This is a genomic window from Mycobacterium riyadhense, assembly GCF_963853645.1.
GTDB classification, from domain to species: Bacteria; Actinomycetota; Actinomycetes; order Mycobacteriales; family Mycobacteriaceae; genus Mycobacterium; species Mycobacterium riyadhense.
Genome location: NZ_OY970456.1, coordinates 1,165,299 through 1,180,266 on the forward strand (window position 1 = coordinate 1,165,299; position 14,968 = coordinate 1,180,266).

Below are 14,968 nucleotides of genomic sequence, written 5' to 3' on the forward strand. Positions count from 1 at the left end.
CTGCCGTCGTATTCGGTATGAGCACATTGAACACCGACTTTGATCTGATGCGCTCGGTTGCGAGCACCACCGACAGCCGCAACGAGGAAATCCGGACGATGTTGCAGTCGTTCATCGGCCGGATGAGCAGTGTGCCGGCATCGGTCTGGGGTGGGCTTGCCGCTGCGCGGTTCAAGGATGTGGTGGATCGCTGGAATGCCGAGTCGACGCGGCTATATCACGTCCTGCACGCGATCGCCGACACCATCCGGCATAACGAGGCCGCGCTGCGGGAGGCCGGTCAGGACCATGCACACCACATCGCCGCCGCCGGCGGGCACCTGTAATCGGAGGGGACCAGCGTGGATCGGGTGTTGTCGTACAACTTTGACGCAATCGAATACTCCGTTCGCCAGGAGATCCACAGCACGTCGGCCCGGCTCAACGCCGCACTCGACGAGCTGAGGTCACAAATCGCGCCGTTGCAGCAGCTGTGGACCCGCGATGCGGCCGCCGCCTACCAGGTCGAGCAGCTCAAGTGGCACCAGGCGGCCGCCGCCCTCAACGAAATCCTGCTCGACCTGGGAAATGCGGTTCGCGACGGCGCCGCCGACGTGGCTGACGCCGACCGCCGCGCGGCTGGGGCCTGGCTGCGGTAGCCCCGCCAACAGACTCTGTGTGGTCCCGACGGGGGAGAGCCGTCGGGACCACACAGTATTTGTATTTGGAGCTCATTTCACGGGTGACGTGTTTGGCCGTGACGGTAGCCAGCCGACCCGACTTGGCTTACGAGATTCGCAGCTCGGCAGCGCTGGAGCCTGCTGACCTGTGAGTTTGCTTCGGGTGCGTCGAAAATTGTGCAGTAAACCCAGGCCTGCAGCGCTGCGCTGGAGTCTTCGTGGCGGGCCCCGGTTGCTCAAGCTGTCAGTATTGCTCTCTAGTCACATCCGCAACTCTGGCCTCTGTCGGAGGCTATGGTCTCGCTGCCCACCTAAACGCGACAACGCGGTTTGTGCAGGTCAACGCCACCTCGAGACCCGCGCGGCCACCACCAACTTGGGCACAACACCGCAGCTCAGGCTGTTGTCGCTCACAGCCGGGCGCATCGGGTGGTCCACCGGGCGCAGCGACACATGTGACTGTTATGGCCGAGTCGTCCGGTGACACGAAAGCCCATTGCCGCGACAAGATGCCCTGTCTAGTTCACCGGCTCAGCGTCTTTCGCGGTGCGTCGATGTTCGGCCACCAGTTGTACCTGCCCAGCAGGGTCATCAGCGCGGGAACCAAGACCATACGGATCACAATGGAGTCGACAATGAGAGCCAAGGCCAAGCCGACGCCAATGATTTTGACCAAAGTTACGCCTGACATTCCAATCGCCACGAACACCACCGACACCAACAGTGCGGCCGGCGCAAGGATTCTGGCCGTGCGGTCGACACTGATCCGTATCGCCGACGCGGTGTCTCCGGACTTGCGGTACTCCTCCGCTACGCGACCGAGGAGGATTATTTGGTAGTCGAGGGATAACCCCAGCGCCAGAATAAGCAAAAGGACGGGGCCTATCGCATCGACGCTTCCCGTTGCCTTGAATCCAAGTAGGCTGGCGAGATGGCCCTCCTGAAATATCCACACCACCGCACCAAACGCAGCAGCTAGGCTCGCATACCCGAGAACGACGGTTTTGATTGCGACGACTGCTCCTCGTGTGAGGGCAAATACGGCGAGGAAAACAGCGATCGTAAGGAGGCAGATAACAGCAGGAAATCTGCTGAATATCGCGTGCTGTTCATCGAGTTGGTCGATATAGGTGCCCGACACTACGGTGTTGTGATCCGACGCGGCGCGCTTAACACTTCGTCCCAGGTCCATCAACCTCGCTGGCGTAAAGGAGCTGCCGGGCAGAAGAATCCCGGCTTGCTGCCCCGTTACGGACTTCAGCGCGCCGAAGGTCGAGGGGAAGTCTCGCCCACCTATCGAGATGGAATTAGCGGTGATAGTATCGAGGTCCGAACCGAATGCGCCATTTCTGATATCCGATATCGCCGCGGACAGGTCCGCAGAATTTTTCGCCAGAAGATACAGTGGTTCGTTCGAAAAGTCAGGGTAATCTTTACGAATTTTCGTTGACTCCTTATAGGCGCCCGACGAAGTGGTGAGTGCTCGGTCGTCCAGGGGCGCAAAGTTAACGGAGAAGAACGGGGTTATCAGAATGACGAGGAGGCCAGTTGATAATGCCGTGGCGACGATTGGCCTCGCCAGGGCAGTCCGGACAAGGAAACTCGAAACGAAGCCTGGCTCTGATAGATTGACCCTCCGCACTTTGGTTCGGGCTTCCAGGGCGCCACACCAGCGCAGCAGGATCGGTGCGATGACCAGAGATACGATCGCTGCGGCGACCACGACACATATTCCCGCTAGTGCGATGGACCGCTGAAATTGGAGATTCACGATGAGCAGGCATGCCATGCACAATGACATCAGCGATGCGGCCGTGAATATGATGTGGCGCGCGGACGACATCGCCGTTGCGACTGCCTCCGGCCCCGACATTCCGGAACGGGACGCCGCGTGGTATCTGGATACCAGGAGCAGCGAGTAATCTATCGACAGACCAAGGGCGAGCGCCGAGACGATGTTAAGCGCGTATACCGACACTTCCATTTGCGATGCCAGCAGGCCCACGATCCCGAAGGCGACAAAACCGGTCGCCGCGGCGGAGAGCACTGGAATTAGGGCGAGCGAGACCGAACCGAACACCCACAACAGAGTGACAAAGGTAACCGGAATCACGATGGCCTCTGCGTGCAGCAAATCCTCTTGTGCCCGCGCGCTAATCGCGTCAACAACGATCGCCTGACCGCCCATGTTCACTTTGGCTGTTGGTGGGACCACCGAATCGACCGCTGCCCTCAGTCGCGGCACGACCCGAGCCACCTCGTTCGGACCACCGGGAATCAAGGCGGTGATGAGCCCACCGCGACCATCGCCGCTCCGCAAGGTCGGCAACGAGGGCGTTGTCGACCAGTACGACAGGATTGATGGTTTCAGCACGAACTTGCCGATCGCATCGGTCACGTTCCGCGCTATTCGTTTAGCTGCTTCCGAATCGGCGCCGCTGTCTACACGAAGATCGATCAAGACGTTTGGCGGACCCACCTTGAATGTTGATTGCAGGTCCTGCGACGCGAGCTGGGCATACCCGTAATCGGGTAAAAATCCGCCCGTAGACAATGTCGACTTCCCGCTGACCAAATTGATGCTTCCGAGAACGCAAGCGGCGACGATTCCCAACCCAATCGCCCACGTCAGGATCTTATGGTAGTGGGGCTTGGCTATTCGGGATTCCTGCGGCAACGCCGACTCGTCGACGATCATGAGGGCCGAGGGCTCGTGTATTTTAGGCGCGCAGTCCATGAATTCTACCCAGTTCGTCCAGTGAAATGAGTTGGCACATGAATGCGAGCAAGTAGAAACGCCCGGCGATCCGCATGACCGCTCGGAATCTCCGAGATCCAGCAAAGATGCTGCGGAGAATCGTCGTATTGTAGACATGGCGGACAATTGAACTTTCGTCGCTGAGCACTTTGTTGACCTCGACGCGCAGCTGCTCGAGGTACTCGTTCGATTCTCCGTATGGGAACACCGATTTCTTGCGATTGATAACCGCATCGTTGTATCGACCTGCGAAGGCTTGCCGCAGAAGCTGCTTTTCGCTGGCCGTGAACCTCAGGTTGACCGGAGCATTGAATACCAGCTCAACGAGTCGATGATCCAGGTATGGTACGCGGGCTTCCACCGAGTAGGCCATGGCCATCGTGTCCAGGCGGTCGAGCATATATGGAAGGGTGAACCGCAGTTGCAAGTAATGAATGAAGTTGTGCCGATCGTTGCGAATGCTGTCGGCGACGTGCCGCGTTCGCGATCGGAACGCGTCCGCGCCCCTACGGCGCGCCTCGGCGCTGCGCATGAAATCGCGCCGGAACAACAACTGCAGCAGCCGTGACGCCTTTGCCGAATAGTATTGGTCGACCGGACGTGATGTTTCAGTCTGCATGAAGTAGCCAAGGAAGACCTCATCCGCTCCTTCGCCCGACAATATTACGCGCTCTCGTTCGCCGATCTGAGATAGCAATTTGCACTGGCCAATCTCACAGCCAATGGTCACAACCGAGTCGCGGACACCGGCAAGTCGTCTCACCCATCCAACCGGATCGTCAGCAAGCTCTGTGTTGATGATGAGCTCATGCCCCGATTCGGCTGCGACTATTCGCGCAAATTCTAGGTCCGAACCGGTAATGAACGTTCCCGCTGAATCACTGGCTTTCGCGGGATCGCCGATTGAGTAGGCCCGCCGATGATTCGTCTGATTCGTCGCCGCTTCTTCCCCTGCGATATATGTGATGATCGAGGAATCCAATCCTCCGCTTAGCATCGATGCAGAACCGACATCGCTACGCAGCCGGATACGAACGGCATCAATTAACGTTCGGCGCACGTCCTCCGCGAGCGTCTCGGCACAGACGTCCGTTGAATCGTGCGTCAGCTCCCAATACCGCGACTCCGAGAATGTCAACGCTGAGCCACCGCGGCGAATCTGTAGATACGTGCCGGGCCGCACCGAGCTTATGTCCTGAAAGAGCGAGTTCGGAGCGACCGTGGCGCCATAAAGCGTGCAGTCGACCAGGCCGTCTTTGTCCAATCTCGGTGTGAACGTCGGGCGCAGGTGCTTGAGCGCCGCCAAAATCGCCTTCGGCTCGGAGGCGACCACGAGGTCTGACGCGTCCGACCAGTAGTAGAGCGGCTTGACGCCAAATCGGTCTCGTACCAGGCGCAGCATCCCAGCTGCTTCGTAGACGAACGCGAAGTCGCCATTGAGACGCGTGAACGCGTCGTGACCCCACTGGTCGAGAGCGCGTGCCAACACCTCGGTGTCCCCATGTTCGTGAAACCGAGCGCCGCACGCCCGCAGTTCTTGTCTGAGTTCCGGGTAGTTGTAGATCTCGCCGTTGAATGCCAGGTAGCCATCGTCAAGCGCCGCCGGCTGCGACCCGTGCTCGGGATCCTGGATGGCCAGCCGAGTATGGCCCAGGAGCACACCTGATTCGGTCCATCTCATGTTTGAGGCGTCGGGACCGCGATGACTCAACTCACTCAGCGCTGCTTTCATGGCGTAGCCGGCGCTGTCGCGCTCTCTACTCCATATGGCGACTATTCCGCACATCCTGATCCAGATCTTTCATGCTCGGTTTCTACGCAAGTTTGGTGAAGAAGCCGAAATGCTCGATGGCCGATCCGGCAGGGCCCGCAACCGCCGGTGGTTCGACACCGAGTATCCGGCAATTGCTCGCGGATACCTCTCCGCCAATCAGTCCCTGTACTGGACGAATCTCGGCCAGTCAGTTGTGGGAGCGGTGGGTCCCACCGTCATGGGAGGTCTCGCTCATGAAGGTGGCGACCTCGAACGCCAGTCCCATCGATGCAACGTTTTGACCTGCGGGGATGCTCGTCGGTAAGCTGCTCGGTTGGCGTGCGGTACGCCGGGGCCTCGGGTCAATGTCGGTCGCCGAGACCAGCCCCACCGCTTGCGCCTGACTGGCACCCGGTCCACGCCGGGATCCACCCCGAGAGAAGAAGGTAAGCGCTGTGCCTACATATGCGCCCAAGGCGGGTGACACCACGAGGTCGTGGTACGTCATCGACGCCACGGACGTGGTGCTTGGCCGCCTTGCCGTCGCAGCGGCCAATCTGCTGCGCGGCAAGCACAAGCCGACGTTCGCGCCCAATGTCGATGGCGGTGACTTCGTCATCGTCATCAACGCCGACAAGGTCGCCATCAGCGGCGACAAACTGCGAAGCAAGATGGCTTACAGCCACTCGGGTTATCCCGGCGGCCTGCACAAGCGCACGATCGGCGAGCTGATGCAAAAGCACCCCGACCGCGTGGTGGAGAAGGCGATCGTCGGCATGCTGCCCAAGAACAAGCTCAGCCGCCAGATCCAGCGCAAGCTTCGCGTCTACGCCGGTCCGGAGCATCCACACACCGCGCAGCAGCCGGTGCCCTTCGAGATCAAGCAGGTGGCGCAATGACCGCGCCGGCGACGATGCAGAGCGAAGCGATGAGGAGGAGCGGCGCCGAATGACCGAGATCCAAGAGGCCGTAGAAACCCCGGCCGCCCCGGCTGCCACCCACAGCGACTCGTTCGTGTTGGAGCGGCCCATCCAGACCGTCGGCCGCCGCAAGGAGGCCGTGGTGCGGGTGCGGTTGGTGCCGGGCACCGGCAAGTTCGACCTCAACGGCCGCAGCCTGGAGGACTACTTCCCCAACAAGGTGCACCAGCAGCTGATCAAGGCTCCGCTGGTGACCGTCGAGCGGACGGAAAGCTTCGACATCTTCGCTCACCTGAATGGTGGCGGACCGTCGGGGCAGGCCGGCGCGTTGCGCCTAGGCATCGCCCGGGCCTTGATTCTGGCCCAGCCCGAGGACCGGCCCGCGCTGAAGAAGGCCGGCTTCCTCACCCGTGATCCGCGCGCCACCGAGCGCAAGAAGTACGGCCTGAAGAAGGCCCGCAAGGCGCCGCAGTACAGCAAGCGCTGATCAACGGTCACTTTTGGGCCGCGAGCGTGCATATTTGTACGCGTTCATCGGCGTGTCGGCGAACAGACATGCACGCTCGCGGCTCAGAGTGGGCCAAAGGTGGGTATGTCCACGGCCGTCAACTGTGAAAGGTTTGTCCGTATGGGTCGACTATTCGGCACCGACGGCGTTCGCGGGGTCGCCAATCGCGAGCTGACCGCGGAGCTGGCCCTGGCGCTGGGCGCCGCATCCGCGCGGTGCCTGGCGGGTTCGGGCGGACCGGGGCGGCGAGTCGCCGTGATCGGTCGTGACCCGCGGGCCAGCGGCGAACTGCTGGAGGCCGCTGTGATCGCCGGCCTGACGAGCGAAGGCGTCGACGCGCTACGGGTCGGGGTGCTTCCGACACCCGCGGTTGCCTACCTGACCGGTGCCTACGACGCCGACTTCGGCGTGATGATCTCGGCTTCGCATAACCCGATGCCCGACAACGGCATCAAGATCTTTGGTCCCGGCGGCCACAAGCTGGACGACGACACCGAAGACCAAATCGAGGATCTGGTCGCGGCCGGACCCGGCCTGCGCCCGGTCGGCGCGGGTATCGGCCGCGTCGTCGACGCCGAGGATGCGGCGGAACGCTATCTGCGCCATGTGGGCAAGGCGAGCACCAATCAGCTTGAGGGCCTGACCGTGGTCGTCGACTGCGCGCATGGGGCAGCCTCATCCGTAGCACCGCGCGCCTACCGCGCGGCCGGTGCCCGGGTCATCGCGATCAACGCCGAACCCAATGGGCTCAACATCAACGACGGCTGCGGATCGACCCACCTGGACCCGCTCCGGGCGGCGGTCCTCGCCCACGGCGCCGACCTGGGTCTGGCCCACGACGGAGATGCCGACCGGTGCCTGGCCGTGGACGCCAACGGTGAACTCGTCGACGGCGACGCCATCATGGTGGTGCTGGCGCTTGCCATGCAGGAAGCCGGGGAACTGGCCTCCAACACGTTGGTGACCACCGTGATGAGCAACCTTGGGCTGCACCTGGCCATGCGCTCTGCTGGCATCACGGTGCGCACCACCGACGTCGGCGATCGCTACGTCCTGGAAGAGCTGCGGGCCGGCGACTACAGCCTGGGCGGCGAGCAATCCGGCCATGTCGTGATGCCGATGCTGGGCTCCACCGGCGACGGGATCGTCACCGGGCTGCGATTGATGACGCGCATGGTGCAAACCAATTTGTCGCTGGGAAGCTTGGCGTCGGCAATGCGGACGTTGCCGCAGGTGCTGATCAACGTTGAGGTTGCCGACAAGGCCGCCGCCGCCGTCGCGCCCGCGGTCCAGACGGCGGTCGACGAGGCCCAGGCCGAGCTGGGGGACACCGGTCGAATCCTGTTGCGTCCCTCCGGAACTGAGCCGATGATTCGGGTGATGGTGGAGGCGGCCGACGAAGACGTCGCCCAGCGGTTGGCCGCCAGCGTTGCGGACGTGGTGAGCGCTGCGGGCTGACCCCAGAAATGCTGGAACCCCGACGCGGTGTCGGAAGTCGAATTATGCATGGGATTCGTTAGTGCCAGTATCGATGTCGAGGTGGTGCGCGCCGTTGCCGAGCGGTTCAGCGCTGCCGCCGGACTCATTGACAACGCCGTAACCGATCACCTCGCCAGGTTGGCTTTCTACGGAGCCCGCGCCGGGCGGGCGCACACCGCGCGCGGCGACGCGCTGCGGGCCGCGCTGGATCGGTTGGCGGTTGATTCGGCGCAGTGGTCACGGGCTGCTGACGAGGTCGCGATCGCGCTGCGGATGAGCGCCGAGCGCTACGCCGAGGCTGACCGGTACGCGGCGGCACGGATCGCTTGATCGTGGCGGATCGATTGGATGTCGCCGGCCGGCTCGCTGAGGGCCGGGTGGCCGTCGAGCACACGCAGAGTTACGTGCTGGCTTGCCGGCGGGTCGGGTGCGCAAGCCCTGACCTGGACGTCCGCGACTGGTATGACAGCGAAGACGGACTCGATCTGCACGCCCTCGACGGCGACTGCGCGCAGCTACGGGCAGCCGCTGCCGCGGTCACCGAAGCGTTGCGGATGCAACGTGCCCAGGTCACCGAGCTGGCGGCGGCATGGACGGGCCCGGGCGCCGACGCCGCGGTCCGCTTTCTGCTGCGTCATTGCGACGCCGCAAGCGACGTCGTCACCGAAATCCGTGCCGCGGCCCAGCGGTGCGAGTCGCTGCGGGACAACTTGTGGCAGCTGGTCGACGCGAAAGTCGCGACGGCCATCGCGATCGACGATCGCACGCTGGCGCAACGGCCGGTGTGGTTGGCCGCTGCCGGTGCGGTGACAACCGGAGTGGGGGATCGGACCACGGGTGAGCAACTGGTTCGCCAACAGATAGCGCCATACGTGGACAACGACATTCGTAACGACTGGCTGACCGCGATGCAGTCGACTCGGGCCGGGGTTGCGACCGCTTATGACATGGTCACCGACCGGTTGGCCGCCGCGCCGCGAGCGTGCTTCGAGATTCCTGGCGATTTCGGGCCGGTGCACCATGCCACCACGCCGGCACCGCGGGCGGCTGTGCCTGCGGCGATTGCACCCGCCGTTGCGTCGCCCGCCCTCCCGCCGGATGCCGCACCGGCCATAGCCCCGGTGACCGGGGTCGCGCCCGTCGGCCCCGTGCCCTCGGACCTGGCAGCTGCGATGGGCGATGGCCCGGCAATTCCCACAGGTAGCGGTGGTTTGGCCGATTTCGGGGGGCTTGGCGGGCTTGCCGGTCGGATCGTACAGGCGATGGATGGCCTGCTGGGCTCGGCCGCCGATCAGCTCGCCGGCACCTCCTTCGGCGAAGGCATGCCCGACGACGACCCCGACGACGTGGGTGACGCCGAAGTGGAAAGGCCGGAAACGGCGGAGGAGACCGACGAGAGCCACGATCACGAGCAAGCCGAAGAGCAAGATGAGCGCGAGGAACCACCACCCGGCGAGCAGATCCACGGCGTTGCGGAGAAGACCGCGACACCGTTGGTCGCCCCACCGGTGGCGCCACCGGCCGCCGAACCGCCACCCGCCGCCACACCCCCGCCGGCCGCCGGGCCACCGCCCCGACCGGCGCCCGCGGGATCGACACCCTGTGAGATCGCCGCGGACGAGCTTCCTAAGGCAGGGCAGTGACGGTCAAGCCTCAACGCGACCTCATCGCGTCGAGAATCTCAGCCGCGGCCCGCTCACCCGCTTCCACCGCGCCGTTCATCCAACTGGCCCAACGTCGAGCGGATTCGACACCCGCCCAATGGATTCCCCCGACGGGTGTCGTCCGCCCTGCCAGAGGTAGACGTAGCGGTTGTGATAGGACCGAGTCACCCGGGTGCTGAGTTCATCGGCCAACGCCAAATGGCCGCAGATCCAGCAATTCCTCCACATAGCGCACTGCCTCGCGAGAGTCCGCAGTCAGCGGCCTTACCAATAGCGTTGTCACACCGGCCTCGGTGTAGGCGCTCAACCTTTCGGCAATGAACCCACGCGGGCCGACCAGCGATATCCCGCGTACCAATTCGTCGGGTACCGCGCCGATGGCCTCAGTCTTGCGCCCGGCCAGGTACAGCTCCTGAATCCGGTCTGCGACCTCGCCGAACCCGTACCGGGTCGCCAGGTTGTGGTAAAAGTTGCGGCCCTTGGCGCCCATTCCGCCGATGTACAGGGCCAGTTGCGGTTTGGTCCACGCCAGCCGGTCATCGACATCGTCGCCGATGGCTAGCGACGTTCCGACCATGATGTCCAGCGGGCCGAGCGCGAGATCCCGTTTTGCTGTCCCGGCTGCCAGCGCCTCACCCCAGACCAACCCGGCCTTGTCGGGATAGAAGAAGGCCGGCTGCCAGCCCTCGGCGATCTCGGCGGTCAGCTCGACATTCTTCGGCCCCAGCGCGGCAATCGATATCGGAATACGTTCGCGCACCGGGTGATTGATGAGCTGTAACGCCTTACCCAAGCCCGTCCCGCGGTCCGGGGGCAGGGGGACCTGGTAGTGCTTGCCGGCGTAGTTAACACGTTCGCGGCGCCACACCTGTCGGCAGATCTCCACGACTTCGCGGGTCCGGCCCAGCGGGGCGTCGAACGCTACGCCGTGGAATCCCTCCATCACCTGCGGGCCGGATGTTCCGATTCCGAGGTTGAATCTTCCGCCCGAGACGAAATCCAGTCCCGCGGCGGTCATCGCCAGCAGCGACGGCGTGCGGATATAAATCGGAAGCACCCCCGAGGCCAATTCGACGGAGGTTGTCTTAGCGGCGAGATAGCCCAGTTGGCTGATGGCGTCGTAGGAATAGGCTTCGGCCACTACTACGATGTCGATGCCGGATCTTTCGAGTTCGACGACGCGGCCGACCGCTTCGTGAAAGCCGCCCGAATAGTCAAGCGCGATCCCTATTCGCATCCACGACACATACCAGGGCGCTGCCGCAGCCCCGTAGTTGCCGGTTACTTCAGCAGCGCGACGATCTTTTCTTCATGCGTGACCGGCGGCGCCTCAGGGTCTATCGCGTCCGTCTTGGGAAGCTGCACCTCCGGATCCGCGAAGTCGCGATAGGTTTTGTCGCCGCCGAGGGTGTAGAGCAGGTAGCCGGTCAGCAGCGCCCGTACCGCACGCTGCGTCTTGCGGTGCGGTCCCGGCAGCCCCACCGCCTGTGTCAGTCGTCGGCCCTCCACCAGCCCACCGGCTTCGGCTTTGCTTACGATGCGCAGCGTGGCCGTGCCCCAAGCGTGCGAGAGCCCGAGGGCATTGGACGTCAGCGTCTTCGGATCCCCCGGCGCGCTCAGGATCAGACCGGGCACGTTTAGGGTCGCGGCGGGATGTTCCGCCGGGGGCGTGGTCACCGTCGGGAAGATCGCTGCCACCGCCGACGGCTTGGAGGGCATGCCGGCAGCAGCGAACACCGCGGCCGAGCCGCCGAAGCCGTGACCCGCCACCCCGAGTTTGGCGGGATGCACGCTGATATTGCCGGGTCCGAGGCGCACACCGGCCACGATGTCGAGGGCCACGCCGAGATCGAAGGCGAGGTTCAGCACCGATGGCGTCAGTCCGCGTTGGGTGTCGGGAGCTCCGGCCACGATGCCCCATGACGCCAGGTGCTCCAGCAGGCCCGAATAGCGCGCCGTGCCGGTGAGCCAGTCGTGGCCAAAGGCGACGCCGGGCAGGTTCAGCCCGGCTTCCGGGGAATACACCACCCCGCGTAGGCCGGCGAAGGCCAGGTCACCGCGCAAAACGCGATGTGGGCCACGGCGGCTGAGAGCGGCGACGAGCTTACGGATGCGGGCCACCCGTCGACGTTAGCGGTGAGCCGGCGGATGGGTCCAGTGCCTATGTGCCATCGGTGCGACCATCATCAGGCCGCTCTCGCGCTGGTATTTCGTCCGACTCCCTGGCTGAATATGCCGTCGGAGCTGCCCGCCATCACCCGGCAGGCAGCACTGCCGACACGCTTTAGGCCGTGACCTCTAGCGCCCCCACACGCCAGAGCACGGCATACATATGTCGCAGCGGAATGGCCAACACCCGAGCGGTCGCGTCCACCACTGGGTCGCTCGGGGGGTCGTCCGGTATCTGACGGCGCCGACTCGATGCCTGTTTCGCCGGCCGCACCAATGTCGGTCTCGACGCGGGCTGGGCCGTCACCAGGTCGTCGTGCAGAACAGCAGTCATGCTTTTCTCCTTGAAGATTGAGCTGGCGCGGTCGGTGTAAAAGTCGTCCGATACCTACCGACCCGCCGCCGGCGTCTGAAATTTGATATTTATTGACATTGACATTCATCGATCGGGCCATAGGCGCGCTGAGTTTCGCGAGCTTCAGCCGCACATTAACTGGTTAGTTATGTTTGCTATGTGTTCCGAATTTCTACGCCATCAGGAGCTTCGACACAGCGCCTGACCCGGTTATCGGGCAGCTGTACCGTCGCTATGGATGAGTGTCGGACAGCTGATGATGGAAGCGCAGTTGCGCGGTTATGCAGCGATCAGTTGCTACGGCGAAACCATTTGAAGTGCAGCATTCTTCGCCTGTAGCTGTGGCTCCAAGACCTAGCGCAGTCATGATAAGGCGAGCGTCTACACCGTTGTCCTCTCCGCTGGCCCCGGTGCCGTCTTCCCGCTGGTGGGTCTGCTTATTGCGGCGTTGGTCGGTGCGCCGATACTGCAGTTAATGTCACTCTTTGGTGGTTGCCAGCTCTAGCCGACATTTGTGATTCTAAGCGCACACTCAGGTTTCTACTATTAAGTACTTGGTAACGTCACAAATACAGTAGGTAAATCATTTCGAGTTAATTGGAGGTTGGTATGAATTGAATAAAATCCCTACCGTCGTACCGGTGTGGCGTGTTTAGCTAACGGGGGGCGTTCGAGTTCTGAGTGACCGCGCAGACGGTGAGAGCTGCGCCACCGCGCGACTGCACTACCCTGGTCAGAATGTGCGGAATTGTCGCCTACGTCGGGCAGCGCCCTGCCTGCGACGTCGTCATGGACGCGCTGCGCCGCATGGAGTACCGCGGCTACGACTCATCGGGCATCGCATTGGTCGACGGCGCCCGCAATCTCACGGTGCGGCGCCGGGCCGGCCGGCTATCCAATCTGGAAGCGGCGGTGGCCGACATGACGCCGTCAGAGCTGGCGGGCGGCACCGGGCTGGGCCATACCCGCTGGGCCACCCATGGCCGCCCTACCGATCGCAACGCGCACCCGCACCGCGACGCCGCCGGCAAGATCGCCGTCGTCCACAACGGCATCATCGAGAACTTCGCCACGCTGCGCCAAGAGCTGGAGATGGACGGCGTGGAGTTTGCCAGCGACACCGACACCGAGGTCGCGGTGCATCTGGTTGCCCGAGAATACCGAGACGGCGCGAGCGCGGGTGATTTCGTGGCCTCGGTGCTATCCGTGCTGCGCCGGCTCGAGGGCCATTTCACCCTGGTGTTCGCCAACGCCGACGAGCCCGGCACCATCGTCGCCGCCCGCCGGTCGACACCGCTGGTGGTGGGTATCGGCGACGGCGAGATGTTCGTCGGCTCCGACGTGGCCGCCTTCATTGAATACACCCGCGATGCGGTCGAACTGGGTCAAGACCAGGCGGTGGTGATCACCGCTGACGGTTACCGGATCACCGACTTCCACGGCAATGCTGACGCGGCAACTGCCCGCGAATTTCACATTGACTGGGATCTGGCCGCCGCCGAAAAGGGCGGCTACGAGTTCTTCATGCTCAAGGAGATTGCCGAACAGCCGACCGCGGTCGCTGACACACTGCTCGGGCATTTCGTGGGCAACCGGATCGTGCTCGACGAACAGCGGCTATCCGATCAGGAACTGCGCGAGATCGACAAGGTCTTCGTGGTGGCCTGCGGTACCGCGTACCACTCCGGGCTGCTAGCCAAGTACGCGATCGAGCACTGGACTCGGCTGCCCGTCGAGGTGGAGCTCGCCAGCGAATTCCGGTACCGGGACCCGGTATTGGATCGCAGCACGTTGGTGGTGGCCATCTCACAGTCCGGCGAAACCGCCGACACCCTGGAGGCGGTCCGGCACGCCAAAGAGCAGAAGGCCAAGGTGCTGGCGATCTGCAATACCAACGGCTCCCAGATCCCGCGCGAGTGCGACGCGGTGCTCTACACTCGCGCCGGCCCGGAGATCGGCGTGGCCTCGACGAAAACCTTTCTCGCGCAGATCGCCGCCAACTACCTCCTCGGCCTGGCATTGGCGCAGGCCCGCGGCACCAAGTACCCCGACGAGGTCGAGCGCGAGTACCGCGAGCTGGCCGCGATGCCAAGCCTGGTGGCGCGGGTCATCGCGGGGATCCAGCCGGTGGCCGACCTTGCCTACCGGTTCGCTCAATCCTCGACGGTGCTGTTCCTCGGTCGTCACGTCGGTTACCCGGTGGCGCTCGAAGGTGCGCTCAAACTCAAGGAATTGGCCTACATGCACGCCGAGGGGTTCGCGGCTGGCGAGCTCAAGCACGGTCCGATCGCACTGATCGAAGACGACCTGCCGGTCATCGTCGTGATGCCTTCCCCCAAGGGCTCGGCCACGCTGCACGCCAAGCTGCTGTCGAACATCCGCGAGATCCAGACCCGCGGCGCGGTGACCATCGTGATCGCCGAGGAGGGCGACGAAACGGTGCGCCCCTACGCCGATCACCTGATCGAAATTCCTGCGGTATCAACGCTTTTGCAGCCGCTGCTGTCGACAATCCCGCTGCAGGTGTTCGCCGCTTCGGTGGCTCGAGCCCGCGGCTATGACGTCGACAAGCCGCGAAATCTTGCCAAGTCCGTCACCGTTGAGTAGGCATGGCCGCGCCAAATGGCCGCGGCCACGCAGTCGTTCAACTACATTTCCCCGGGGACAACATTTCCTGGCATAGGTGGCCGGGATCGCCATGTC

The 14,968-nt window shown here is 63.6% G+C and carries 14 protein-coding genes; 8 read left to right on the forward strand and 6 right to left on the reverse strand.

Annotated elements, in window-relative coordinates; translation table 11 throughout:
• Nucleotides 1–17 precede the first annotated feature (17 nt).
• Together AADZ78_RS05350 and AADZ78_RS05355 are read left to right on the forward strand one after the other, a co-directional pair.
• Nucleotides 18–326, forward strand: a complete 309-nt coding sequence (locus AADZ78_RS05350) for a WXG100 family type VII secretion target (protein WP_085249879.1) — start codon at nt 18–20, stop codon at nt 324–326.
• A gap of 15 nt (nt 327–341) precedes the next feature.
• Complete coding sequence (locus AADZ78_RS05355) at nt 342–638, forward strand: WXG100 family type VII secretion target (protein ID WP_085249880.1); 297 nt, start codon at nt 342–344, stop codon at nt 636–638.
• 544 nt (nt 639–1,182) lie between these two features.
• Here the strand turns inward: AADZ78_RS05355 and AADZ78_RS05360 are convergent.
• Nucleotides 1,183–3,357 (reverse strand): MMPL family transporter, encoded by a 2,175-nt coding sequence (locus AADZ78_RS05360; protein WP_169726262.1) that lies wholly within the window; start codon nt 3,355–3,357, stop codon nt 1,183–1,185.
• A gap of 22 nt (nt 3,358–3,379) precedes the next feature.
• Entirely contained in the window at nt 3,380–5,203 is a 1,824-nt protein-coding gene (asnB, locus tag AADZ78_RS05365) for an asparagine synthase (glutamine-hydrolyzing) (RefSeq protein ID WP_085249882.1), read from the reverse strand.
• Nucleotides 5,204–5,625: 422 nt separating this feature from the next.
• Here asnB and rplM point away from each other — a divergent pair, with 422 nt between their 5' ends.
• The 5 genes from rplM to AADZ78_RS05390 all read left to right on the forward strand — a co-directional run bounded on the left by rplM (nt 5,626) and on the right by AADZ78_RS05390 (nt 9,720).
• Complete coding sequence (gene rplM, locus AADZ78_RS05370; protein ID WP_085249883.1) at nt 5,626–6,069, forward strand: 50S ribosomal protein L13; 444 nt, start codon at nt 5,626–5,628, stop codon at nt 6,067–6,069.
• 49 nt (nt 6,070–6,118) lie between these two features.
• Entirely contained in the window at nt 6,119–6,577 is a 459-nt protein-coding gene (gene rpsI / locus AADZ78_RS05375) for a 30S ribosomal protein S9 (RefSeq protein WP_085249884.1), read from the forward strand.
• 141 nt (nt 6,578–6,718) lie between these two features.
• Nucleotides 6,719–8,056, forward strand: a complete 1,338-nt coding sequence (gene glmM / locus AADZ78_RS05380) for a phosphoglucosamine mutase (protein WP_085249885.1) — start codon at nt 6,719–6,721, stop codon at nt 8,054–8,056.
• Nucleotides 8,057–8,104: 48 nt separating this feature from the next.
• Nucleotides 8,105–8,407 (forward strand): type VII secretion target, encoded by a 303-nt coding sequence (locus AADZ78_RS05385; RefSeq protein ID WP_085249886.1) that lies wholly within the window; start codon nt 8,105–8,107, stop codon nt 8,405–8,407.
• A 2-nt stretch (nt 8,408–8,409) separates the two neighbouring features.
• Entirely contained in the window at nt 8,410–9,720 is a 1,311-nt protein-coding gene (locus AADZ78_RS05390) for a hypothetical protein (protein ID WP_085249887.1), read from the forward strand.
• A gap of 10 nt (nt 9,721–9,730) precedes the next feature.
• On the opposite strand, the gene AADZ78_RS05395 is transcribed toward AADZ78_RS05390, so the two are convergent.
• From AADZ78_RS05395 to AADZ78_RS05410, 4 genes are all read right to left on the reverse strand, one after another.
• Nucleotides 9,731–9,874: an FAD-dependent oxidoreductase gene (locus AADZ78_RS05395; RefSeq protein ID WP_139828620.1), complete on the reverse strand. Its 144-nt coding sequence runs from the start codon at nt 9,872–9,874 to the stop codon at nt 9,731–9,733.
• A gap of 48 nt (nt 9,875–9,922) precedes the next feature.
• Nucleotides 9,923–10,978: an LLM class F420-dependent oxidoreductase gene (locus AADZ78_RS05400; protein WP_085249888.1), complete on the reverse strand. Its 1,056-nt coding sequence runs from the start codon at nt 10,976–10,978 to the stop codon at nt 9,923–9,925.
• Nucleotides 10,979–11,022: 44 nt separating this feature from the next.
• On the reverse strand, nt 11,023–11,862 hold the full coding sequence (locus tag AADZ78_RS05405; RefSeq protein WP_085249889.1) for a dienelactone hydrolase family protein: 840 nt from the start codon (nt 11,860–11,862) through the stop codon (nt 11,023–11,025).
• A 163-nt stretch (nt 11,863–12,025) separates the two neighbouring features.
• Complete coding sequence (locus AADZ78_RS05410) at nt 12,026–12,244, reverse strand: Rv1535 family protein (RefSeq protein WP_085249890.1); 219 nt, start codon at nt 12,242–12,244, stop codon at nt 12,026–12,028.
• 759 nt (nt 12,245–13,003) lie between these two features.
• On the opposite strand from AADZ78_RS05410, the gene glmS reads away from it, so the two are divergent.
• Complete coding sequence (gene glmS, locus AADZ78_RS05415) at nt 13,004–14,872, forward strand: glutamine--fructose-6-phosphate transaminase (isomerizing) (RefSeq protein ID WP_085249891.1); 1,869 nt, start codon at nt 13,004–13,006, stop codon at nt 14,870–14,872.
• Nucleotides 14,873–14,968: the final 96 nt, after the last annotated feature.

Bases quoted from the DNA above. Each gene is read 5' to 3' on its own strand.
- AADZ78_RS05350 (WP_085249879.1), top strand. From the start codon at position 18: ATGAGCACATTGAACACCGACTTTGATCTGATGCGCTCGGTTGCGAGC.
- AADZ78_RS05360 (WP_169726262.1), bottom strand. From the start codon at position 3,357: ATGATCGTCGACGAGTCGGCGTTGCCGCAGGAATCCCGAATAGCCAAG.
- asnB (WP_085249882.1), bottom strand. From the start codon at position 5,203: ATGTGCGGAATAGTCGCCATATGGAGTAGAGAGCGCGACAGCGCCGGC.
- rpsI (WP_085249884.1), top strand. From the start codon at position 6,119: ATGACCGAGATCCAAGAGGCCGTAGAAACCCCGGCCGCCCCGGCTGCC.
- glmM (WP_085249885.1), top strand. From the start codon at position 6,719: ATGGGTCGACTATTCGGCACCGACGGCGTTCGCGGGGTCGCCAATCGC.
- AADZ78_RS05385 (WP_085249886.1), top strand. From the start codon at position 8,105: ATGGGATTCGTTAGTGCCAGTATCGATGTCGAGGTGGTGCGCGCCGTT.
- AADZ78_RS05400 (WP_085249888.1), bottom strand. From the start codon at position 10,978: ATGCGAATAGGGATCGCGCTTGACTATTCGGGCGGCTTTCACGAAGCG.
- AADZ78_RS05410 (WP_085249890.1), bottom strand. From the start codon at position 12,244: ATGACTGCTGTTCTGCACGACGACCTGGTGACGGCCCAGCCCGCGTCG.
- glmS (WP_085249891.1), top strand. From the start codon at position 13,004: ATGTGCGGAATTGTCGCCTACGTCGGGCAGCGCCCTGCCTGCGACGTC.